Source organism: Acinetobacter sp. NigerLNRRAM0016 (assembly GCF_054112845.1).
On sequence record NZ_JBSYVT010000002.1, the window covers coordinates 236564 to 258005 of the forward strand.

Annotated in this window: 24 protein-coding genes; 13 read left to right on the forward strand and 11 right to left on the reverse strand. The window is 40.1% G+C overall.

Features of this window, described 5'->3' with window-relative positions; all coding sequences use genetic code 11:
• Positions 1-19: 19 nt before the first annotated feature.
• From ACWQ4X_RS02870 to ACWQ4X_RS02885, 4 genes are all read right to left on the reverse strand, one after another.
• A complete protein-coding gene (locus tag ACWQ4X_RS02870) occupies positions 20-742 on the reverse strand; it encodes a phage antirepressor KilAC domain-containing protein (protein WP_457902646.1) in 723 nt (240 codons plus the stop codon).
• Positions 739-1029 carry a hypothetical protein gene (locus ACWQ4X_RS02875; protein WP_065992604.1) on the reverse strand — a complete coding sequence of 97 codons (291 nt, stop codon included), beginning with the start codon at positions 1027-1029 and terminating at the stop codon, positions 739-741. The genes ACWQ4X_RS02870 and ACWQ4X_RS02875 overlap by 4 nt, the downstream gene beginning before the upstream one ends.
• A 104-nt stretch (positions 1030-1133) precedes the next feature.
• Positions 1134-1961 carry an ORF6N domain-containing protein gene (locus ACWQ4X_RS02880; RefSeq protein ID WP_457902647.1) on the reverse strand — a complete coding sequence of 276 codons (828 nt, stop codon included), beginning with the start codon at positions 1959-1961 and terminating at the stop codon, positions 1134-1136.
• A gap of 2 nt (positions 1962-1963) precedes the next feature.
• Complete coding sequence (locus ACWQ4X_RS02885) at positions 1964-2143, reverse strand: hypothetical protein (RefSeq protein WP_151835262.1); 180 nt, start codon at positions 2141-2143, stop codon at positions 1964-1966.
• A gap of 114 nt (positions 2144-2257) precedes the next feature.
• On the opposite strand from ACWQ4X_RS02885, the gene ACWQ4X_RS02890 reads away from it, so the two are divergent.
• Entirely contained in the window at positions 2258-2554 is a 297-nt protein-coding gene (locus ACWQ4X_RS02890; RefSeq protein WP_151835261.1) for an Arc family DNA-binding protein, read from the forward strand.
• 39 nt (positions 2555-2593) lie between these two features.
• Here ACWQ4X_RS02890 and ACWQ4X_RS02895 read toward each other — a convergent pair whose 3' ends face one another.
• A complete protein-coding gene (locus ACWQ4X_RS02895; protein ID WP_457902648.1) occupies positions 2594-3211 on the reverse strand; it encodes a DUF4124 domain-containing protein in 618 nt (205 codons plus the stop codon).
• 140 nt (positions 3212-3351) lie between these two features.
• Here ACWQ4X_RS02895 and ACWQ4X_RS02900 point away from each other — a divergent pair, with 140 nt between their 5' ends.
• From ACWQ4X_RS02900 to ACWQ4X_RS02910, 3 genes are read left to right on the forward strand one after another with little or no spacing between them, the layout of a single operon-like run.
• Positions 3352-3732, forward strand: coding sequence for an SLAC1 family transporter (locus ACWQ4X_RS02900; protein ID WP_042890510.1), 381 nt, complete (start codon positions 3352-3354; stop codon positions 3730-3732).
• The gene (locus tag ACWQ4X_RS02905) at positions 3732-4316 is read left to right on the forward strand and encodes a glycoside hydrolase family 19 protein (RefSeq protein WP_457902649.1); all 585 of its coding nucleotides are present in this window, start codon (positions 3732-3734) and stop codon (positions 4314-4316) included. Before ACWQ4X_RS02900 ends, ACWQ4X_RS02905 begins: the two co-directional genes overlap by 1 nt.
• A complete protein-coding gene (locus ACWQ4X_RS02910) occupies positions 4313-4822 on the forward strand; it encodes a hypothetical protein (protein WP_457902650.1) in 510 nt (169 codons plus the stop codon). Before ACWQ4X_RS02905 ends, ACWQ4X_RS02910 begins: the two co-directional genes overlap by 4 nt.
• 4 nt (positions 4823-4826) lie before the next feature.
• Here ACWQ4X_RS02910 and ACWQ4X_RS02915 read toward each other — a convergent pair whose 3' ends face one another.
• On the reverse strand, positions 4827-6443 hold the full coding sequence (locus ACWQ4X_RS02915) for a tyrosine-type recombinase/integrase (RefSeq protein ID WP_457902651.1): 1617 nt from the start codon (positions 6441-6443) through the stop codon (positions 4827-4829).
• A gap of 147 nt (positions 6444-6590) precedes the next feature.
• On the opposite strand from ACWQ4X_RS02915, the gene dusB reads away from it, so the two are divergent.
• Positions 6591-7607 (forward strand): tRNA dihydrouridine synthase DusB, encoded by a 1017-nt coding sequence (dusB, locus tag ACWQ4X_RS02920; protein ID WP_457902676.1) that lies wholly within the window; start codon positions 6591-6593, stop codon positions 7605-7607.
• A gap of 43 nt (positions 7608-7650) precedes the next feature.
• Here the strand turns inward: dusB and ACWQ4X_RS02925 are convergent, their stop codons facing one another.
• Positions 7651-8697, reverse strand: coding sequence for an NAD(P)H-dependent flavin oxidoreductase (locus ACWQ4X_RS02925; protein WP_457902652.1), 1047 nt, complete (start codon positions 8695-8697; stop codon positions 7651-7653).
• Between the two features lie 214 nt (positions 8698-8911).
• Positions 8912-9256, reverse strand: a complete 345-nt coding sequence (locus ACWQ4X_RS02930; protein WP_100242907.1) for a hypothetical protein — start codon at positions 9254-9256, stop codon at positions 8912-8914.
• Positions 9257-9833: 577 nt separating this feature from the next.
• Between ACWQ4X_RS02930 and ACWQ4X_RS02935 the strand changes: the two genes are divergently transcribed.
• The 4 genes from ACWQ4X_RS02935 to ACWQ4X_RS02950 all read left to right on the forward strand — a co-directional run bounded on the left by ACWQ4X_RS02935 (position 9834) and on the right by ACWQ4X_RS02950 (position 12293).
• Entirely contained in the window at positions 9834-10376 is a 543-nt protein-coding gene (locus ACWQ4X_RS02935) for a GTP-binding protein (protein ID WP_142768263.1), read from the forward strand.
• Between the two features lie 11 nt (positions 10377-10387).
• Complete coding sequence (locus ACWQ4X_RS02940) at positions 10388-10807, forward strand: roadblock/LC7 domain-containing protein (RefSeq protein ID WP_457902653.1); 420 nt, start codon at positions 10388-10390, stop codon at positions 10805-10807.
• An 82-nt stretch (positions 10808-10889) separates the two neighbouring features.
• Entirely contained in the window at positions 10890-11876 is a 987-nt protein-coding gene (locus ACWQ4X_RS02945) for a hypothetical protein (protein WP_457902654.1), read from the forward strand.
• 60 nt (positions 11877-11936) lie between these two features.
• Positions 11937-12293 (forward strand): roadblock/LC7 domain-containing protein, encoded by a 357-nt coding sequence (locus ACWQ4X_RS02950; RefSeq protein ID WP_100242903.1) that lies wholly within the window; start codon positions 11937-11939, stop codon positions 12291-12293.
• A 58-nt stretch (positions 12294-12351) separates the two neighbouring features.
• Here the strand turns inward: ACWQ4X_RS02950 and ACWQ4X_RS02955 are convergent, their stop codons facing one another.
• The 3 genes from ACWQ4X_RS02955 to ACWQ4X_RS02965 form a co-directional block, all read right to left on the reverse strand.
• The gene (locus ACWQ4X_RS02955) at positions 12352-13227 is read right to left on the reverse strand and encodes a histone deacetylase (protein ID WP_457902655.1); all 876 of its coding nucleotides are present in this window, start codon (positions 13225-13227) and stop codon (positions 12352-12354) included.
• Positions 13228-13231: 4 nt separating this feature from the next.
• Positions 13232-14191, reverse strand: a complete 960-nt coding sequence (locus ACWQ4X_RS02960) for a hypothetical protein (protein WP_457902656.1) — start codon at positions 14189-14191, stop codon at positions 13232-13234.
• A 232-nt stretch (positions 14192-14423) separates the two neighbouring features.
• Entirely contained in the window at positions 14424-17066 is a 2643-nt protein-coding gene (locus ACWQ4X_RS02965) for a Lon protease family protein (protein WP_457902657.1), read from the reverse strand.
• A gap of 183 nt (positions 17067-17249) precedes the next feature.
• On the opposite strand from ACWQ4X_RS02965, the gene ACWQ4X_RS02970 reads away from it, so the two are divergent.
• The 4 genes from ACWQ4X_RS02970 (at position 17250) to rpmE (ending at position 21379) form a co-directional block, all read left to right on the forward strand.
• Positions 17250-19409 (forward strand): AmpG family muropeptide MFS transporter, encoded by a 2160-nt coding sequence (locus tag ACWQ4X_RS02970; RefSeq protein WP_457902658.1) that lies wholly within the window; start codon positions 17250-17252, stop codon positions 19407-19409.
• 1 nt (position 19410) lies between these two features.
• Positions 19411-19812 (forward strand): lactoylglutathione lyase, encoded by a 402-nt coding sequence (gloA, locus tag ACWQ4X_RS02975; RefSeq protein ID WP_457902659.1) that lies wholly within the window; start codon positions 19411-19413, stop codon positions 19810-19812.
• Positions 19813-19972: 160 nt separating this feature from the next.
• Positions 19973-20950 carry a bile acid:sodium symporter family protein gene (locus tag ACWQ4X_RS02980; RefSeq protein WP_457902660.1) on the forward strand — a complete coding sequence of 326 codons (978 nt, stop codon included), beginning with the start codon at positions 19973-19975 and terminating at the stop codon, positions 20948-20950.
• 201 nt (positions 20951-21151) lie between these two features.
• Positions 21152-21379, forward strand: a complete 228-nt coding sequence (gene rpmE, locus ACWQ4X_RS02985; protein WP_100242896.1) for a 50S ribosomal protein L31 — start codon at positions 21152-21154, stop codon at positions 21377-21379.
• Positions 21380-21442 lie beyond the last annotated feature (63 nt).

Sequence of the window (21442 nt, forward strand, 5' to 3'; positions counted from 1 at the left end):
GTGGCTTCTTTATTGGATTTTATTTGAGTTTTTCCTTATTTACTAAACCTGTAATCCTAGTCAAGCCAAATGCTGTCACTCGCATGTGTAAAAATACACGCTCTTGACCATCATTTTGATTTTTGATTACTGGTGATGCTTTATTGGTAAAAACACCATTCAACACATACTGTGCATGTGGTTGTAATTTCTTTTCAGCATCTCGATAACACCATTTTTTTTGAAGTAAAAGATTAATGAGATCCTTTTCTTTTATTCCAATTGTTTTGGCACATTCACGGATACAGTAGGTATGTACTGTTTCAGCAATGGTATCGAGTGCTTGCGCTTTGGGCTCAAGTTTTTCAACTTTTTGGGTCAGCTCGATATTTTGTTTTGCCTGAGTTTCAATTGCTTGTAGTAGGTGATAAGGATTTGAAATATCAAATACTGGTTGAGCAACTTGAGCTTCAAGTTCTTGCCAACGATCTACCAAGCGAGCTGTAAATTCTGGGCAAAGTTGGGCAACCACGATAATAGAATCACGCTTACCTTGTTCACCTGTGAATACATAAACTTGAGTAGTACGAGTACGACCCATTTTATCAGTAGATTGTTCATCCTCAATTTGAGGTTGAACAATAACGCTAGTGTTTACAAGCGTTTCAATAGTACGCTTAACATTGTCATGGCGTTTTTCAACAAGTTCAGCAATTTCCAAACTTGTCATCGTTTTAATTTGTACAGGAACAATCGCATTCATGCTGCCAACTCCTCTGCAAAAAACTTTACCAAATCTGGTGAGCGTTCTTTGAAGTTATCAAATTCTTCAACACAAATATCTTGAAAGTTATTTGCTATTGATGAAGCTAAATGTGCCAAAGTTTTAATTGTTGGAGATAGTTCTGACTTTTCAGCAATTACAGTTGTTAATGCTGAAATTTCATCAAAACGATTATTTGCGATACGTACAAATTCAAGCAAACTTCGTAATTGTTGCTCACTGACTTGAACTTGCTTGTCTTGGGTGAATTGGGTTATATTATTCATAGTTCATTTCTCACTGTTATGACTAACATCCAAGCCCGACCGACCAAAGTTCTGGGCTTTTTTGTTGTCAAAATTAATCATTGTTTAATTCCAAATCATAAAACTTAAACCATGGATTCTTTGACCAACTGCACCACAGATTGATACCATTTGAGTTGCTTGACTGGTACACCATCATTATGTTTTTTACCTGTATCAAACAATTCACCTAAGCCTTGGGCTTTTTCAGTCATTAACCAAATATCACCTTCTTTTACTTGACAACCTAAATCAACAAGCACTTTATTAACTTTTTGACCACTTAATTTAGGTTCTAACATTTTACCAATTTGGGTTGGCGTAAATACCTGTTCTTGCACTGGTGCATGTAAATGTGTGGCATCTAACAATTGCAAGGGTGATTCACCAGTTATCTTTTGAACAGCTCGATCGGCAGATAAAATTGCCTGATTACCTTCTAGTCCTATCATTTTTGCCATGCTCAAACAACATTTAAGTGCACTACTAACTTCACGGACATTTGATTTCTTGTCAGTGGTATTGATTGGTGACTCTATAAATGATTTAACAGCAAAGTAACAATCTTCAAGTTGCTCAAATACGTTCCAAGCCGTATCTGTATCAAGAATTTTGGCATGACGTGCAGCCCCTTTTTCTGTCCAAAGCATTATAGAGCGTGCATTAGGACTGACCAACTCAGAGTGGGTTAGTGATTTTTTAAGCTCTCTAAGTTCATTACCCTCAACTTTATAGAAGTGTTTTCCATCAACAAATCGGTCACTGTTACGAGAATAATTCATTTGAATATTCTTAACATCCGTCCCATAAACATTTGCTAATTGCTCAGTTAGCATTACTGGCATAGAGTTATATTCAATAATTGCAGTTTGCTTTTCTGCAACTTGTACTACTGGTTTTACTAAAGCATTCATTTTTAAAGCTCCATTTCCTGTTTCATTAGCTTGACTGCTCTTTGTACTAAGTAAGTCATTGAACGATCATTTTTTTTAGCAGTTTCTTTAAGCCACTGATGAATTTCTGGTGGGAAACGAATTTTTATCGCTTGCTCACCTCTTGGCTCTCTCTTTAAGCATTCTGTTGTAATGTCACCCACTATACACCTCACAAGTCACCATTTGGGTGACTTGATGTTGTCACCCTTTTGGTGACTTGTCAATAACCATTTGGGTGACTATCATATAAAAATATTTTTAAAGGTCTTAAAACAATGGAAACAAGAGATACTGGGACACAACACAAGTTGCGTATGCCACCAGAATTAAAAGAAAAATTGTTTGCTTCTGCTAAAGATATGAACCGTTCCCTTAATGCGGAGATTGTCGCTCGCCTTGAGAAAAGTTTTGAGCAAGATCAACCTAGTAATGACCGTGCATTTGCTTTAGCTATGAATATGCTTTTTTCGATTATTAAATCAAACAAGGGGGTCGAGTTAGAATTACCACCCGATATAGATAATTATATTGATGAGCTTGTTAAAGCCACTAATTACAAAGCACAAAAGTAAAAAAAGCCGACATTAAGTCGGCTTTAATTATAAGAAAATTTAATTACACTGCATTTGTCCGCCGACATTTTGGCATGAGCCACCAGTAGAAGGGAAATAAGTGTCACCTGCACCACGATTATAGCGTGTGCCATCTGAACCCCAACATCCTGCGCCATCACAGTTGGTTATTGTGGATGGTTGACGTTGAGGCATTGGTGCTGAGTAGGAGCTATTTGAGTTTGAATAACTATCACCACTCGATACATTTACACCATTCATTGCTGCTAAAGTTCGTTGCTGATTAGCCGTTAATCTACCACCAGCTCCTTTATAAGGTGTGCTGGCTTCCTGAATAATTTTTTGTCTTAATGCTTCATCTTCAGCAGAGCGTGTAGGCTGACGAGGCACAGTATAAGTATTTTGACGAGTGCCCTGATAGTGATTTACATACGTGTCAGGAATGGATGAATTAGAGCGATAAGTTTGTTTAGGTGCTGGTGTACTGGTTGTACCCAACGATCGTAAAGTTTCTATATTCTGTTGCTTAGCACCCTTAGGTGGTGGCTTACTTGAATAGGTAACATTACCTTTTGCATCAACCCATTTGTAAACCCCTGCATATAGATTTACTGGAATACACAGTAAAATAAATGTTGTAATTTTTAATACACTCATGCGCATCTCAAAGATAATAATTATATGAAATTACGATAGATTAATTTTAGAGCAGTATCAACCCCCTGTAAGGTTCGCTAAATAACCACCTTTAAATAAAACTCTACGAAATAAAGTAGAGTTTTATTTCGGGGCAAGTTATGCAAGAAAACACAATTCCATGGATCATCAAAGTTGTGCCTGCCGTAGTGGGGGCTATTCTTGCCCTGGTATTAAGTGGTGACATTGATAAAAACGGAAAAATTCAAGTTTCTTTGGGTGTTATAGGCAAGTTTTTATTCAGCGTTTCAGTCAGCCTTTATGGCGGTTCAGCATTTATTGAATATTACGAATTATCAAAATATTCTCACATGGCTCAAGGCTTTGTGATGCTTATGTTTGCAGTTTTTGGATTATTAGGGATTGGCATTCTTTATCAGTCCATTGCACTGATGCAGGGTAAGCCTTTATCCGAGGTTATTAGTGAGGTCAAAGCTGCCTTTATTTCAATACTTAGTAATGGTAAAGGTGGGAAAAATTGATGAATACTCTTGATATTACACAACTTCAAAAAGCCGTTGGCGTGAAAGCTGATGGAATTCTTGGGCGTAATACTTTAACAGCTGTATTTCAAAAACTTGGTGCTAATCCTGCACGAGCTACTGAATTAGCATTAGCAGCAAATGTGCACTTAGAGACATATTCAATCAAGACGCAGTTACGCTTTTGTCATTTCTTTGCTCAACTTGCTCATGAAAGCGGAAATTTTCGCTATATGGAAGAAATTGCTTCAGGTGCAGCTTATGAAGGTCGAAAAGACTTAGGTAATGTAAACAAAGGCGACGGTGTGCGTTATAAAGGTCGAGGACCAATTCAATTGACTGGCCGTGCAAACTACCGCAAATACGGTCAACAGCTTGGCATCGACTTTGAGAACAATCCTGAAATTGTGGCAATCCCAAGCATCGGGTTGATGGTCGCTTGCAAGTTCTGGGCTGACAATGGGCTGAACGTATTGGCAGATCAAGATGATTTAAGAACTATTACGCGCCGCATCAATGGTGGATACAACGGCTTTGAAGATCGTAAAAATAAACTTTCCATGATTAAGGGGTGGTTTAAATGATTGATGCCGTGCTAGGTAAATTTTACAAATACATCATTTTAGTCTTGATGATCTTTATTTTTGGATATGCTTTTTATGCCAATTCTCTTGCTGGAAAACTGGCAAATGCTGAAAAAGTTAAAATTAAAGCAGTAGCAGATGCTATTAAGCCTTATCAAGATGCAATTGATCAGGCTCAAGTGGAAAAAGCAACCATAATGCAAACATGGTCAGCTAAGATTATAGAGGTTGAACAAAATGCAATTAAACAAATCCAAGCTGCCAATATTGATGCTCGTAATGCTCAGTTTTCAGCTGATAGCATGTCAAAGCAACTCAGTGAAGCCAACAAACGTTTGTCCAGTGCTCCCAAGCAAACCATCATTAACTACACCATTGCCAACTCAGAATTACTCGAAAGTTGCACAACAGAATATAGGCTTTTGGCAGAAAAAGCTGATGGACACGTCATTGATGTCAGGCGATTAAATGAAAGTTGGCCAGAACAAAATGGAACCCTCAATTGAGGGTTTATTTTTTGATAAGATTTGAAATATCAGCATCAAAATATTTAGTAATATCAAACCATTTTTCTATTTCTTTTTCCCATTTGTACACACGCTCATCTTCAATTTTTAATACGTCTAACCCTTTGATGCTAAAGTGAGTCGTATCATTTGGAAGCTGTTTCCAATCAATAGTCCCATTATCATTAAACCAATTTTCCCAAGCATTTTGTATGTATGGGACCACAAAAGACTGTTGCACATCATTCCATGCAAATATGTTCTGTATATTGGATTTTTCTTTATACATATCTTTAACACTTTTAGTCGGGCGGAATGATTTCATAAATCTTTCCAACTGTTCTTTAATAAAAGAAAATTCAGTATTTATAACGTCAGGTGTTTGAACTTGAGAATAAGCTTCCTCTGCATCCGCAATATCAGCTGCTGATACATACCTTTGCTTTAAAGCAAATTTAGAATAATTATCGTCATATTGTTGTCGAGCAAATTGAATAGCTGTCTGGTAATCTAAACGTTCGCCACGTTTTCTTAGATTTACATACCGTTTAAGACTATTCCATGATGAATGTAATGTAATCGTTTGTAGTTGCGGTATCGTAAAGCCATCCTCTGCATAGCGTGTAGCAGCTTCATGGCGTAAATCATGGAACCTTAAATCTTCAATTCCATTTAAACGACATGCTCTACGAAAATAATCACTGACTGTCTGCACATTGACAGGCAATAAAAGTTCATCACTATAACCCAGCTCGAGCATTCTTTTTCGAGTAGAAGGTTCAAGTAATTCCTCAATAATGAGGAGGGCATTAGGTTCTAAATGTGCAAACTTATGATTTCCTTTGGATCCATCTGGATTTTTAACGTCCCTGATCTTCCATTGACTATTTTTTTTGTCAAAATCATCTAAACGCATTTCACATAGTTCGCCTTCACGACGACCTGTATAGATCGCAAGCCACATGACCAGGTGCATAGGAATGGCATTGCGAACTCGCTTCCAGCCTTTATAAAAGTGATTGGTCAGAATATGAAGTTCTTCTGATGTGATTAAACGATCACGTTCCTTTGATTTAGTAACAATACGTGCTTTTTTTAGACCGATAAGTGAGTGAGATAATTCATTCTTAGCATGAGCAACATCTTCACCCCATACAAGTTCTGCATGATTTAAGACTGATGAAATATGGGATAAATCTTTTAATGCAGTTGCTGGGGCAACGCCATCTATCATTTCAATTGGATTGCCTTTGCGTCGTTCAATGGCAAATGATGAAAAATCTTGACGTGAAAGGGTGTAAGCATCTTTATGGGCAATATCATAATTACAGATATTTTTAAGTGCTGCAGACTTGGTATCGGCAAATTCATCACTAATTTCATCTAAATATTGAATGATGAATTGTTCTAAAGTTTTTGACACAACCTTAGCTTCTGGATTTAGAATAGCAGGATTGACCAGAATCTCTGCTTCAAGTCGTTTAATCCATTCTTTGGCTAACGACTCTTTTGCAAAAGTTCTTGTTTTAATAAATGGTGGTAAGCCTTTACGAGTTATTCGTATTTGAGCTCTGTATCGAGTTTTACCATCAGCTGTAGTTCGTTCTGCAATTGTTCCCATATTTACGCCATAAAGTTAGATTTACGCCACGATGGTGATTATGGCGCAAATAAGGCGTAAAGAATAGTTAAGAATGATTGAAAATGATGTAAAACCTTTGAGAATATGGGAAAGTGAAAATTGAGTAAAAACAACGTAATTGAAGAATTGTTTGATAAATCAAAGCATTCCCCTATTTTTGTTGCCCCGATGGCAGGTGTGACGGATCGTCCATTTCGTACTCTGTGTAAATACTTTGGCGCAGGACACGCGGTCAGTGAAATGATGACGGCAGATAAAACCTTGCGTATGAGCAAAAAAAGCTTGTATCGGGCGAATTTTGATGGGGAACTGGCACCAATATCGGCACAAATCGCGGGCTCAGATCCGAAAGATTTGGCTGAAGCAGCACGATATCAAGTCGCCAATGGGGCGCAAATTGTTGATATTAATATGGGCTGTCCTGCCAAGAAAGTCTGTAATAAGCTCGCTGGTTCGGCGTTGCTGCAAGATGAAGATTTGGTGGCACGGATTTTAGATGAAGTTGTTGCAGCAGTTGATGTGCCTGTCACGCTGAAAACACGTTTAGGTTTCTTAAACGGTCATGAAAATATTATGCGCGTGGCACAAAGAGCTGAGCAGGCGGGAATTGCAGCATTGGCGTTGCATGGGCGTACCCGTGAAGATATGTATTTAAATACTGCACGTTATGGCTTAATTAAGGAAGTTAAACAACTACTTAGTATTCCAGTAATTGCTAATGGTGATATTGATAGCCCAGAGAAAGCACAATACGTGTTGGACTATACTGGTGCCGATGCGATTATGATTGGACGTGCCGCGCAAGGACGACCTTGGATTTTTAGAGAAATTGCACATTATTTAAAAACTGGACAGCACATGGCTGCGCCACAAATTGCTGAAGTGAAAGAGGTTCTACTCGGACATCTTACTGAGTTGTATCAATTTTATGGTGAATATTCGGGGTGCCGAATCGCGCGCAAACACATTGCTTGGTACACCAAAGGTCTACGCGCAAGCAATGAGTTCCGTCAAAATATGTATAAAGTTGAAACCACAGCAGCACAGGCTAAAGTGGTTGAAGAGTATTTCAATTTGCTCTTAAACGAAGGACAAACCATGCATGATGTGCAAGTCGAGCAAATTAACTTACTTGATGTTTAAAAGTCATCACATATTCAAAGCCCAGCGTTCGCTGGGCTTTTCTTTATAAAGTTTGGCTCAATTCTAAGACCAGTTGGTTGATGAGATCAGCCGCTTCCAGTTCACGAATTTGCGCCACATTAGAGCCTGCCCAAAATGCGCCATAGCCATGTTCGCCATGTTGGCTGGCAGCAGCATGTAATTGCTTAGCGAGATCATAAGTATAGGGATAGGCAGGAACAGTAGGGCGTAGTGGTAGATCAATTTCGGTATGCCATTGATTAATTAGGCCACGTGCGGGACGACCCGAAATACTGTCCGTGATTTGGGTAATTGGTGAGTCAAATAAAGCCTTGCGATACACAGTATTGGCATTTGAGCTTTTACATTGTACAAAGGCCGTGCCCAGTTGTACGGCTTGGGCACCGAGTTGTAGCATTTGGCGGGCTTGTTGCCCTTTCATGATGCCACCCGCGGCAATAATGGGAATACCACAATTTTTGCTGAGCAATTGAACCAGATCGGAAGTTTTAATTGCACTATCAATATGCTGATTGAATATCCCACGATGCCCACCTGCCTCAATGCCTTGGGCAATAATCATGTCTATACCAGCAGCTTCAATGGCTTGTGCTTCAGGTAAGTTGGTGGCAGAGACCATGGTCAGAATACCTGCCGCTTTTAAAGCAGCAATTTGATGTGCATGCGGAATTCCAAAATGGAAACTCACCGCTTTGGGGCGAGTTTCCAGTACAAGATTTAAAAAATCATCATGGTCTAAAAAACTTGGATATATACATTCTAGTTTTTCTGGAACAGGCACATTGAAGTGCTCAAATTGTGGCGCTAAGTAGTTGAGCCATTGTGCTGTAATCTCAGGATTTAGTTTTTCACTGTGATGACAGAAAAAATTGACTTGGAAAGGTGCATCAGTCAAAGCTTGAGTGGCGAGTATTTGCGCGCGTGCAGCAGAAATGCTACTCGCACCTAAGCCTAAAGAACCCAATCCACCTTGATTAGAAACTTCAGCTGCGAGTGCCGGTGTGGAAACGCCTGCCATAGGGGCTAAAAAAATGGGATGTTTAATTTCTAGTCGTTCTAATAATGACATGCTTAGGCTCCTTATGTTTATTTCACTGTGCCTAAGCGCTTAAAAATATGCAAATAATATTCATTATTTAATCGAGAAATATGAATTAAGGCAATTAATATACGCATGATGAGTTTGTTCTGGCTTAGGTTTCTTTTGATTATTCTTCTGTAAGTATTAACGATTCATCATAAAAAAACACCCTATAAAAGGGTGTTTTTTGAGTTCAGTCAGCTTACTGTTGTGCTTTCTCTTTCACATCACCAGCACCTTGTTCAACTGCACCCGCTACATGAGCGGTTGCATCTTTGGCAGCATCTTTTACATCATTCGCAGCAGCTTCAGTTTTAGCAGCAGCTTCGTCTGTTGCGGCATCAATTTTGTTTGCAGCATCATTTGCCGCAGCTTCAGTCTGTGCAGCAGCCTCACTTGCAGCATTTTGCATGTCATGACCTGCTTGTTCAGCGGCATTTTCTAAATGTTCACCTGTGGTGGCACCCGTTTCAGGTGGTTTTTCTTTACTACATCCAACCAAAGTAACAGCAGCAGCAAGACCTAAAGCAACAAGTAATTTATTCATAAGAAGTTTCCTTTTAGTTGTTTTATCCGCATAGGGATAGACAAAATATAAAGTAAAAATGACGAAATAATGATCTAAAAATGTTAAGTATATGTAATTGTTAGTAAAAAAATATAAGAAAATGCAAATTAGACTTGATCGTTAAAAGTAGGAAAATATGAGTATTCCAACCTATTTATAATAAGGCTCAATGATGGTCTTGATTCGATATGATGTAATAAAAGTCGATCATACAGTTAAATGATTATTAAATAGGATTAAATAAACCTTTTTAAAATTAAATTAATCTAATGAATACAGTGATTTATGTCGAAAAAATGGTGTTTCTTTAGGGTGAACAAAAATGCCAATCCAATATAAAATTTATGGAATAGATTTCTTAAATTAAAATTTTATTAAAAACAGATGGTTATTAAATTTTTGAAGAATTTTTCTTCAAATAGTAAAGATAAAAACCCTATAAAAAATAAGGGAATATGTAACAAAAAATTTAATAAATGTTGGATTGTTGATGTTTTATGCAAGTTATTTTATATATAATGTGAGGTAAATCACATTTTAATAATTGAGCTGATTCATGATCTTGCAACAGTACAAAATTGTTTTTGGTGGGACGATGGGAGCAGGGAAGTCGGCTGCAATTAAGGCGATCTCTGACGTAAATGTCATTAGTACTGAAGCGGTCAATACCGATATTGAAGCACACTCTAAGCTTTTGACGACGGTCGGCATCGATTATGGCGAAATTGCTTTAGAGGATGGCACCCTGATAGGTCTCTATGGCACCCCAGGGCAAGACCGTTTCGATTTTATGTGGTCAATTGTCTGTAAAGGTGCGATTGGCATTGTGGTGTTAATCGATCATAGTCGAGCAGAACGATTGCTAGATCTCGAATTCTATTTAAGTGCATTTGAAAAATATGGTTCCAATATTGTGATTGGTATTACTCATATGGATCAGGTAGATGACTTAAAGCTCAAGGTTTATCGTGACTGGATGCAAATTCATCATAAAAACTATCCTGTTTTTGCTGTAGATGCACGTGTAAAAGATGATGTTTTACTGCTAATCGAATCCTTGATTGCCATGCTTGAATGCCAAACGCTGGCTGTGAATTAAGGGGAGTAGTCATGTCCTTTGCACGTGAAATACCGCAAGCAATTAAAGAGCAATGCCGTGTGCAAGTGCAAAACTTCTTGCATGAAATAAGTGGAATTGAATTTGTCATGCTGTGTTCTTCCGATGGCTTTGAGTTGGCAACAGCTTCAAAAAAGAATTTGGATAATCACGGCAAAATTGCGGCAGTCAGTAGTTCGATTATGGCGATGGTTACAGCGTTTATTTCCGAAATTAAATTGGTCGGTTGTCAAGCCATCACACTGGATGCAGAAAATGGAAAAGTGTTCCTTTCTGCGGTGAACCATCCTCAATTTCCAATGGTGTTAATTGCAGTGACGGACAATGATTTGTTAATTGGGCAAATGCGCTATCACTTCCAAAAATTAAGTGAAGCGTTGGCTCAAATGGATTTCGCTGTGGCATCTATTTGAATGAGATGAATGATGTACCCAAAGATGGGTTCAGTAGTGCATGGATGTGTTTTTAAATCTTGAAAATTATGGTTAATTGGCAATGAAGAACATCTTAAATATTGCAGTATTCGGATTAAGTCTAAGTACATTAGATCAGATTAAAACGCAGGTATTACTCGCACTTCCTTCTTCGATTCAGGTGAAATGGGTCAATCTGGCAGAAAATAAAATTGATTTATTGCTGGTCAATGATGTGTTCTTCAATGCACCTGGCATTCAAAAGGTGCTCAATGATCAGCGCATTGCGTATTTGCGTCTCGTCAAAAAAGTTGAACATGCGGGGCGTATTATTGGTGATCAGTTATTTTACCCCTTTTCAGATTTAGAACATTTACATGAGTGGTTGTCTGATAAGTTATTGCCTGAAGGTGCTATGAAGTTTGCCATGCCGATGATGGAGCCGAGAAAAACAGTCATATCACCGTCCTATAAGCCTCAAGCTGAAGTTTCGCTTGAACGGGTGATGACTGAAATTTTCACACCTCGAAATGGATTTATTCAGTTGTATGATGCACAAGGTTTTCTGGCACTGATTGATACGCGGACTGAGCGTGTTTGGGTAGAAGCGGGTAAAAGCATTCAATTTAATGCAACGCTGAATCAGACTTATGCGACCGCTCAATTTGTGCAAGAAGTCACGCTGAACAAAGAGGTGCATGATTTAAGAGCGTGGTTATGGAAAGTGGTCAATCAATCTAACGCTTTGGAATTACCTCATGTAGCGCTGAAGCAAAATTTTAAACTGGAGATTTGGCCACAATTTGAACGTGATTTGAAGCGTAAAGAATACCTAAAAATGGCAGCTTGTTTCTCGCATGGTGCAAAAATAAGCGATGTAAAACAGTTTTTAGATTTAAGTCATGATCGGATATTGAATTTTGTATCTTGTGCTGTTCTACTGCAATTGGGGCGTTTTGTAGATCAAAATGAAGTGAAGTTTCAGGAAGATACAAAACAAGTAGAATCTGGTCAACGTCACAAATTGCGTAGTTTTATTGGAAAATTACGAAAAAAACTTGGCCTATAAAAAATCTGCGCCTAGCAATAATTTTAACGGGGTAATTCCCATATCAAGAGGAAGCAAGAAATGGCACGTGTTAGTCTAGATGCTTTAACAAGTTTAGATGGTTTTGTAGCAGCAGCGCTGGTAGACAGCGACAGTGGTCTTGCTTTAGCTACTCAGGGGAATGGCGTAGATTTAGAACTTGCTGCGGCTGGTAATACAGAAGTAATTCGTTCTAAGCGTAAAGTAGCGAAAGCTTTGCAACTGAATGATGATATTGAAGATATTTTGATTACTTTAGGCAAGCAATACCACTTGATCCGTCCATTAGATACCAATGAGACTTTATTCTTGTATTTGGTTCTTGATCGCTCTAAATCAAACTTGGCGATGGCGCGTTATGAATTAAAAGGTTTTGAAAAAGGCCTAGATTTTTCTTAATAGAATCTGAACTTTTTAAATGCCAATGTGATTTCACATTGGCATTTTTATTTGTAGCTTAGGTTTTGGAATAGTAGGTTTCATATGCTGTTTTAAAGGTACTGACATGCAGTTCGACCAACTCGGGCAAAGCCTGATAGCCACCCGCTAAGACAAACATCAAGGGAATATTGTTCTTTTTTGCCAGCCGAAAAATCATTTCATCGCGTTTTTCAATCAGTTCAGTACTAAACCAAGAAGATCCACAAGGATCATCCTGATGACAATCCATGCCCGCCTGATAGACAATCAGATCTGCATTCCATTCCATAGCGCGTTTGAACGCATCATGAATCGCTAAAATATACTGGCTAAAGTTCCCTCTATGTTTATGTACGTGACTTGTCTCGGCACGTTCATAGGTCGGGCAACCAAAGGCAAGCCCATAAATACTGTAGTTAAATAGATTGTCATAGCGTTTGGTGAATTCCGCCGTACCATTTCCGCCGTGCTGATCACAATCCAAGACAAAGATGCGTTTGTCTGGGAATTGCTCTGCAATCAGGGCTAAACCATTAAAGGTGCAAAATGAGCTGCCAAACTCATACACGGCATGATGAAATCCTTGAGCAATATTGGCAGAAATTTGGTGTTTCCACGCCAGTTCTGCGGCAAGAATTTGCCCCGAATTGATTTGATAAACTGCATCACGGAGTTGCGTATTCCAAGGTTTGAAGCCTTGAAAAGTTGCCATTTTTTCAGGTGTACCCGTATGAAAGGCATCGACATATTCAGGGGCATGCAACTGCTTAAAAATCTCTAACGGTAAATGCTCAGGGACATGAAACTGTGCAATGCCCAAAGGTTTTAATGCTTCAGCAACCGCAGTTAATTTTTCCATACTGTTGGTATGAGTTTGTGCATAGTACTGAGGAGAGTAACAGACCTGAAGCATGGGGTTAACCTTGGATTTGCATTAAAGCAATATCCTGTAATTGTTGAAGTTGGGTTGTTCCTGGGCTAAACAATCCATTGTCGACTTGTTGTTGATAATGTGTGGTAAATGCGCGTGCACGATTTTCTGGAGATATTGCAAGCGTGGTCAGGCGTAAAAACCAGAAACCATTAATCGCAGAATAGGGCATTACAAAACCTTTAAACTTCTGGTTTGGTGTCTTGTCTGTAATCAAGTCACGGTCGTAATCCACAGAAAACAAAGAACCCGCAGGTAAACACACGCCATTCATTAATACAGGTTTTAAACTGATACAGGAGTGGTTATCCCCCATATTCAGTTTTTCCAATAAAATAGGCTGCTGTTGTTCATCGACAAAAATATTGATTTCACCTTGTCTGAGCATACGACCATGGGCAATTTTCAGGAAAAAATTTTCCGCCATCGGGCATGAACCAACCTTCGGCTTCTCGGGTAAGGCGGTTAATGCAACCAAGCCTGTCTGCGTGGTACTTCTTGGCAAAATAATGTCGCTAATCAGGTCGCACAGCAGTTTGCTTTCTTCCAGTTGTGCATGTGCAGAAATATTACGTAGTTGTTGCTGTAGTACAATGTGCTGTTGGACTTCAGATTTAAGTTCTGAGGTCGTTGAGTCAGGCAGTGCTTGAGCTGCAGGGTTTTGATCGAGATTATGCCAATCTGAGATCTGGAACTGTGATTGTTCTAGAAGAGTTTTCAGGGTTTTGCTATCAAACTGGTCAAATAATTTTAAATCGCTAAAATCCTGAGGGAGTCTGGCCGTATTGATATAGTCAGCCAGTACGCGGGTCGCTTGAGTATAGCCACAACCTCTGCGCTCCGTTTGATGGGAAAAATGTTCATTCAACATATCCGTCAGTTTGGAGGATAGAGGATGCATATGTTGTTTGAATAATTGAATAATTTCGTGATCAGTTTCGCGCATCCTTGCCCCATTTTATGCAGTCATATGTTGGTGATGTGCATTGTTAGCCGTATTCATGCACATTTTATTTTCAAGTTTCATTTGAATTTTTTCGCATTCTACAATAACAAAAAAATGTTTAAAAAAAATAGCTTATCGATTGTATATTGCTTGTTTGCATATTTTGTAGTCGTGTGTTTAAAAACACAAAACCAGCCACGAGGGCTGGTTTCATATTCAACATGGTAGAGAATTAGCGATTCAGATTGGGTTGACTTGCCGACACTTCGACTGCTTCACTCCCTTCTTTCAAGAGTTCATCGGTTAATTCCGCGGGTGCTTTGACTTTTTTCTTGTCCTTTTTGGATTTTTTCTTTTTCTTCTTTGGCTCTTCTTCAATTTCCGCGCCATCTTCGATGGCTTGCCAGTATTCAAGTTGTTCCATGACGCCAGCGTAAATAGAGCCTTTGCTATAACGACCTTTTTTATCCAGTATTCCAACTGGGCGTGCCATTAAGATTTCAAGCGCTTGATCAATGGTTTCAATCGCATGAATGTGGAATTGACCTTGTTCTACAGCTTCACGCACATCTTGACGTAACATCAAATGTTGCATGTTTTGGCGCGGAATAATAACCCCTTGCTTGCCTGTAAGACCCTGTAATTTACAGGCATCGAAGAAGCCTTCAATTTTGGCGTTTACACCACCAATCGGTTGTACCTGACCCAATTGGTTCATCGAACCTGTAATGGCCCATGACTGATCGATTGGTAATTGGCTAATCGCAGAAATGAGTGCAGAGAGTTCTGCCACCGTTGCACTGTCACCATCGACCTGACCATAGCTTTGTTCAAAGGCAAGTGCTGCAGAGAAATGCAGAATCTGTTCACGACCAAAATGTGCTTTTAAGAAGCTCGACATTAACAATACGCCTTTGGCATGTAATGAACCGCCAAGTTCTACGCTACGTTCAATATCGAGAATATCACCACCGCCTTGATATACAGAGGCAGTCAGGCGAGATGGCAAACCAAACTCGACATCGGCATAGTGAATGACAGACAGGGCATTAATCTGTCCGAGACGATGACCGCGAGTTTCAATCAGCTGTGTACCACGTGAAAGATCTTGCCAATACAATTCACGCAAATACCCCAAACGATATTGGCGATGCTGTAGCGCAGTATTAATGTGCTGGTCTGCCACCATTTTGTCACCTGCTTGTGCAGCATGATGATGTGCTTCGCGGATCAAGTCACCCAAAGTTAAGGCATGTAGAGACAATGAACTCTGGTCTTCCGCTTGGCGGCTAGAATCCGTGAGTAGCGCAGCTAAGGCAGAGCGGTCAAATGGCAACAACTTGTCGGCTTGCACGTAGTCGGCAATGAGCTGCATATAGGCTTGTTCATTGTCGTCATTGCGTTGCAATGTATCGGTAAAGTCGGCACGAATTTTAAACACGCTGCCCAGTTCTGGCTCGAGTTCCAGAATTTCGTAATAGACTTCTGGTTCAGCCAGTAAAATGACCTTGATATTCAGCGGAATTGATTCAGGCTCAATCGAAATGCTGCCCGTGAGGGTCAACATATGTTCTAAAGAGGAGAGTTTGAGTTTTCCAGATTTCAGCGCACGTTTCAAACCTTGCCATGCATAAGGCTGCTCAAGTAACTGTTCCGCTTCTAGCATCAAGAAGCCACCATTGGCTTTATGCAGTGCACCTGGGCGAATCAGGGTGAAGTCTGTGGTGATGGTGCCATTTTGTGTCAGTTGTTCCACATGTCCCAACAGGTTGTAATGGGTAGGGAAGTCTTCAAAAATAACAGGGGCACCACTGTTCGGTTTGTAGGTGACAATAATATTGGCTTGATAGCGTGCAGGCACTCGACTGAACAGACCTGGGCTGAAATCATCTTCTTCTTGTTCAAGCACAATTTCGACATTGTTAATAATGTCTTCGGCATAATATTTCAGGTAATCTGCCAGGCCTTCAACTTTTGAAAACTTATTCAAAAGCAGATCAATGCGTGGCATGACCACTTGATTGGCGATTTCGCGATTCAGTTCTTGAACTTTGTCACGCGCATCATCTTCCAGATCGCCCAAATGCAATCCTAAACGCTCAAGTTTTTTATCCATATAGCGCATATGGGAGACAATTTCAGCGCGTTGCTTACTGCTCAAGGCATCAATGTCTTGTTGGGACATCTCTACCAGTTGATCATCTTTGATATGAACAGGAATAAAGCAGTGCTCATCGTTACGCGTCACCAGCTTAAGGTCGAGTTCTGCACCTTCTTTGGTTAAGTCGACCAAGGCTTGTTGCTGTTCATCACCTGTTTGTTGCTGAATCAGTTCAATACGATTGTGATAGGTTTCCGCCGTAAAGCGACGTTCCAGTTGCTTCAAGATGGTTTGCCATGTTTGATGCAACATGGTTTGGAATTTTGGTGCTTGTCCCGCAGGGAGTTGCAGTGCAATCGGTTGGCGTGGTGACTTAAAATTATTGACATAAATCCAGTCATTTGGTGTCGGCATGGTCTTGGCATGTTGTTGTAACAAGCGTTTGACCATGGTGCGTTTACCTAAGCCCGCGGTTCCAACCGCAAAAATATTATAGCCAGAATAAGGTAAGGCAATCCCAGCTTCAACGGAAGCACGGGCACGGTCTTGACCCAGAAAATTATTCAGCGGTTTAATGCGTTTGGTCGATGTTGGAATATTGGTTAAATTCGGGATATGCGTGAGTTGTTCTGGTTTTAGACGTGTTTGATTCAGCGTATTTTGAATTTCTGTTTGTTCGAAGGCGGTAATCAAGTGGTTTTGCGGATCTCGTGAATTATTATTTGAAAGGTTGGTGGATAAAGAAGAATTCATCTGTTCAAGTTTTTGGGTCACTGTGAAATCCAAAACAAAATATTGCGGTAGAGATTTAAGGTATACAGGTTTGACATAAAAATTCAAGCAATGCCGCTGTTTTTCTCATCAAAATAGCGCAATGATTTCATAAATACTGTTGAAACCCGAGTACTTAAACGGTTGAATAGCACACATGATTTTTTTGTAGAAAATAATAACCGAATGACAACTCAAGCAAATGGATGGAAAGCTGCATTTCAGGCATTTCTAGATCGGCGAGCGGCAATTATGCTGTTCCTCGGTTTTTCTGCGGGTATCCCAATCTTGCTCATCTTTTCCAGCCTTTCATTGTGGTTAGGTGAAGCGGGTATTGATAAAAGTGCGGTGACTTTTTTTAGCTGGGCAGCACTTGGCTATTCCTTTAAGTTTGTTTGGGCGCCTTTAATTGATGAATTGCCCGTTCCCATTTTGACTCAGCGTTTGGGACGTCGTCGTGCGTGGTTGTTGATCGCGCAGTGTCTGATTATTTGTGCCATTTGTATCATGGCATTTTCAGATCCTGCTTTAGGTCAGAGCTATTTATATCAAATGGCAGCAGGGGCGGTGTTGTTGGGTTTCTCTGCCGCAACGCAAGATATTGTGATTGATGCCTACCGGATTGAATTGGCGGAAACCGAAATGCAAACTGTTTTGGCATCCACCTATAATGCAGGCTATCGGATCGGCATGATTGTGGCGGGTGCAGGGGCACTTTTTCTGGCAGCCTCATTAGGCACAGCAAAAGGCAATTATATTTACACTGCATGGAAAACCACTTATCTCGCAATGGCGGCAGTGATGTTGGTGGGTATTGTTACTACCTTGATCATTCGGGAGCCGAAGGTCAATCGGGTCTACAAAGATTATCAACGTTCGGATTACTACCGTTTAGTCATGGTGTTCTTTGTTGCGGTGATCAGTTTTGTACTGTCGTATATCTATTCAGGGACCTTAATCGACGCTTTAAAAGCATCCTTAGCCATAAAAGACTCATTTTTGCTGTTTTGCTTTGAAGCATTGCGCTTTATTGCTTCAGCTGCGGCTGCTCTGTTGATGGGTACGCTGTTGGTAAAAATGGGTGCTGTGAATAAGCAAATGGCGTTTGAGACTTGGGTTAATCCAATTGCAGATTTCTTTAAACGCTATGGAGTGAAGCTGGCTTTAGTGCTGTTGTTGTTGATTGGATTTTATCGTATTTCTGACATCATCGCGGGTGTGATCTCTAATGTTTTCTATCAGGACTTAAACTTCACCAAAGAGCAGATTGCAGAAGCTGTCAAAATTTACGGGGTGATTTTTAGTCTTTTAGGTGGATTCTTAGGTGGTTTGCTGGCGCAGCGCATGAACATCATGAAACTGATGTTTGTCGGTGCCATTCTTGCAAGTTCGACTAACTTGATCTTCATTGGCTTGGTGAAATCTGGTCAGCCTTTGCAGTCTGTTGACGTCGCTATTGGGACACAGCACTATCAGGTACAGGCGGATGAAGTAGGGTATTGGAAGCTGCATGTTCCCGCTCAGGTGCTGCATCAGTCCAATCAAGTTCAGGCTTCGGTTGCGTATACGGACAATCCTACAGATAAATCATCGGTGGATATGCCTTATTTAACGGGTTCTACTGCTAAGTCGATGATCTTATTCCCTTTGACCGCAGATAATGCCTTAAGTCCTAAAGAAGCGCAGCAATCGGTGGTTGTCAAAGGTCAAGTTCAGGGTGTTGATGTTGCTCAATTACAAGCAGATCAGCCTGTCAGCGTTTGGTTAGATGGTCAATCTTTTCCAGCTAAACTTGATGCACAGGGCATTTTTAGTGCTGCGATAGATGGGAAATTATTGCAAAATGCAAAAAATAAACAACTTACAGCCCAATTAAATGAACTGCATGCGGATTCATCGCTCAAGGTCAGCCATGTGTATCAGGTATCTGACCAACAGTCTGCTTTGGAGTTGATGGTTGATCCAATTAGCGCACCTACTGATGCTCAACAAGAGGTATTGATTACAGGTAAGGTGATTAAACCATATAGTTCTTTGTGGTTATATTTTGCGATTATTGTGGATAATTTGGCATCAGGTTTGGCAGGTGCGGCATTTATTGCGTTCTTGTCGAGTCTGACTAGCGTTTCATTTACCGCAGTGCAGTATGCTATTTTTAGTTCATTGATGACCCTGACACCTAAAATTTTAGGGGGTTATTCGGGTACGATAGTGACCAATATTGGTTATCCAAACTTTTTCCTCATGACCACTTTAATTGGAATTCCGATTTTAATTTTGGTGGTTTGGGTCGCGAAATTACTCCGTGATCATCAACACACACAACTTCAACAGAAGGATGAATAATATGCGAATGCTCCATACCATGATACGTGTAGGCAATTTAGAACAATCTTTAAAGTTCTATACCGAAGTGCTGGGTATGACTTTGCTTCGTAAACGTGATTATGAAGAAGGTCGTTTTACATTGGCTTTTGTTGGTTATGGTGATGAAGATAGCACCACAGTGCTTGAATTGACGCATAACTGGGATACAGATCAGTATGATTTAGGCAATGCTTACGGTCATATCGCGATTGGGGTAGAAGATGCCTACAAAGCTTGTGAAGAGATTAAAGCACGTGGGGGTAAGGTGGTACGTGAAGCAGGTCCTATGAAGGGTGGTGTCACCGTTATTGCTTTTGTAGAAGACCCAGATGGTTATAAAGTTGAGTTGATTCAGCAAGATTCAAATGCACGTAATAACTAAGATTCGTGTTATTGATTAACTAAATATTGAATATAGCCCTTGAAAAGCTAGCAATATTTGAACAGCCCAGTAAGATGAAGTTGACCTGCGGGTAAAATTTCTCTACTGGGTTTTATTTCATCTTTACTTTTTTAAAATATATATAACAGGATGTTAAGCAATGAACATGCTCAAGCTTCTTGCCTTGGATCGCTTTACTTTACTCTTGGTTGCCATGGTTCTCTTGGCATCTTTTCTCCCTGTATCTGGTTCTGCTGCACATGCCTTCAATGTCATCACCACCATTGCGATTGCCATTCTCTTCTTTTTACACGGTGCGAAACTGTCTCGTGAAGCAATTGTTCAGGGGATTACGCACTGGAAATTTCATGTACTGGTCTTTGCCTTTACCTTTGCAGTATTTCCAATTTTAGGCTTGTTGGCAAAACCTGTACTGTTACCCATGCTGGGGCAAGAACTTTATTGGGGTTTCTTGTTCATGTGTTTTTTACCTTCCACAGTACAATCTTCCATTGCATTTACCTCAGTTGCCAAGGGTAATGTTGCTAGTGCGGTGTGTAGTGCCTCATTCTCCAATATCATTGGGATGTTTATTACCCCAGTCTTGGTAAGTATATTTATTTTGGGTAAGTCGGAACATGAGTTTGATCCGACATCCTCGATTATTCAAATTACCTTGCTGTTATTGTTGCCGTTTGTGTTAGGGCAATTGTTTCGTCCGCTGGTTTACCCACACATGATGAAAGTGCCACGCTTGGTTAAAAGTTTTGATCAAGGCTCTATTTTGATGGTGGTTTATGGTGCTTTTAGTAGCGCCGTTGTTGCGGGGTTGTGGAACGAAGTGAGTTGGCAGACCTTATTGCTTTTGGTGCTGGCATGTTCGGTCTTTTTAACCGTAATTATGTTGTTGGCCTATTATCTTCCGAAGCTATTTGGTTTTAACCGCAAAGATCAAATCGCGATTTTTTTCTGTAGTTCTAAGAAAACACTTGCCAGTGGTGTTCCAATGGCACAGATTTTGTTTATTGGTCAGCCTTTAGGAATGATTGTTTTACCGATTATGATCTTCCACCAAATCCAGTTGATGGTGTGTGGCATCATTGCAAATCGTTGGTCGAAACAAAATCCAGAGGAATGAACAGAATAGTTCGCTATCTTGATTTATTTGACGTATAATAACGCCCACTTGTTGTGCTTAGCTCTGACGGTATCCGTCTCGGTGGGCCAAAAGAATGGTCTGTTGTGGTGTTGACCTGCTTAGTAGCGTTCCTTGCAATTTGCAAGAGTGGTCAATTGCGATGACAGCATAAGCCCTTCTTACACTTAGGAGTAATCGACGATGCGCGCCGATATTCACCCAAAATATGAAAAATTAGTAGCTACTTGTTCTTGCGGTAACGTAATCGAAACTCGTTCAGCTGTTGGTAAAGAAACTCTTTACTTAGACGTATGTTCTGCATGCCACCCATTTTACACTGGTAAGCAAAAGAACGTTGACACTGGTGGTCGTATCGACAAATTCAAACAACGTTTCTCTGGTATGTCTCGTTCTATCAAACGCGACTAATACCCCAGTTGTTAAAAAACGAGCCATTGGCTCGTTTTTTTATATCTGTAGATGCTTAAAAGT

Bases quoted from the DNA above. Each gene is read 5' to 3' on its own strand.
- ACWQ4X_RS02955 (WP_457902655.1), bottom strand. From the start codon at position 13,227: ATGCTTCAGGTCTGTTACTCTCCTCAGTACTATGCACAAACTCATACC.
- ACWQ4X_RS02935 (WP_142768263.1), top strand. From the start codon at position 9,834: ATGATCTTGCAACAGTACAAAATTGTTTTTGGTGGGACGATGGGAGCA.
- ACWQ4X_RS02950 (WP_100242903.1), top strand. From the start codon at position 11,937: ATGGCACGTGTTAGTCTAGATGCTTTAACAAGTTTAGATGGTTTTGTA.
- ACWQ4X_RS02880 (WP_457902647.1), bottom strand. From the start codon at position 1,961: ATGAATGCTTTAGTAAAACCAGTAGTACAAGTTGCAGAAAAGCAAACT.
- ACWQ4X_RS02925 (WP_457902652.1), bottom strand. From the start codon at position 8,697: ATGTCATTATTAGAACGACTAGAAATTAAACATCCCATTTTTTTAGCC.
- ACWQ4X_RS02875 (WP_065992604.1), bottom strand. From the start codon at position 1,029: ATGAATAATATAACCCAATTCACCCAAGACAAGCAAGTTCAAGTCAGT.
- ACWQ4X_RS02895 (WP_457902648.1), bottom strand. From the start codon at position 3,211: ATGAGTGTATTAAAAATTACAACATTTATTTTACTGTGTATTCCAGTA.
- ACWQ4X_RS02945 (WP_457902654.1), top strand. From the start codon at position 10,890: ATGAAGAACATCTTAAATATTGCAGTATTCGGATTAAGTCTAAGTACA.
- rpmE (WP_100242896.1), top strand. From the start codon at position 21,152: ATGCGCGCCGATATTCACCCAAAATATGAAAAATTAGTAGCTACTTGT.
- ACWQ4X_RS02905 (WP_457902649.1), top strand. From the start codon at position 3,732: ATGAATACTCTTGATATTACACAACTTCAAAAAGCCGTTGGCGTGAAA.
- gloA (WP_457902659.1), top strand. From the start codon at position 19,411: ATGCGAATGCTCCATACCATGATACGTGTAGGCAATTTAGAACAATCT.
- ACWQ4X_RS02910 (WP_457902650.1), top strand. From the start codon at position 4,313: ATGATTGATGCCGTGCTAGGTAAATTTTACAAATACATCATTTTAGTC.
- ACWQ4X_RS02890 (WP_151835261.1), top strand. From the start codon at position 2,258: ATGGAAACAAGAGATACTGGGACACAACACAAGTTGCGTATGCCACCA.
- ACWQ4X_RS02915 (WP_457902651.1), bottom strand. From the start codon at position 6,443: ATGGGAACAATTGCAGAACGAACTACAGCTGATGGTAAAACTCGATAC.
- ACWQ4X_RS02980 (WP_457902660.1), top strand. From the start codon at position 19,973: ATGAACATGCTCAAGCTTCTTGCCTTGGATCGCTTTACTTTACTCTTG.
- ACWQ4X_RS02870 (WP_457902646.1), bottom strand. From the start codon at position 742: ATGAATGCGATTGTTCCTGTACAAATTAAAACGATGACAAGTTTGGAA.
- ACWQ4X_RS02900 (WP_042890510.1), top strand. From the start codon at position 3,352: ATGCAAGAAAACACAATTCCATGGATCATCAAAGTTGTGCCTGCCGTA.
- ACWQ4X_RS02930 (WP_100242907.1), bottom strand. From the start codon at position 9,256: ATGAATAAATTACTTGTTGCTTTAGGTCTTGCTGCTGCTGTTACTTTG.
- ACWQ4X_RS02960 (WP_457902656.1), bottom strand. From the start codon at position 14,191: ATGCGCGAAACTGATCACGAAATTATTCAATTATTCAAACAACATATG.
- ACWQ4X_RS02940 (WP_457902653.1), top strand. From the start codon at position 10,388: ATGTCCTTTGCACGTGAAATACCGCAAGCAATTAAAGAGCAATGCCGT.
- ACWQ4X_RS02970 (WP_457902658.1), top strand. From the start codon at position 17,250: ATGACAACTCAAGCAAATGGATGGAAAGCTGCATTTCAGGCATTTCTA.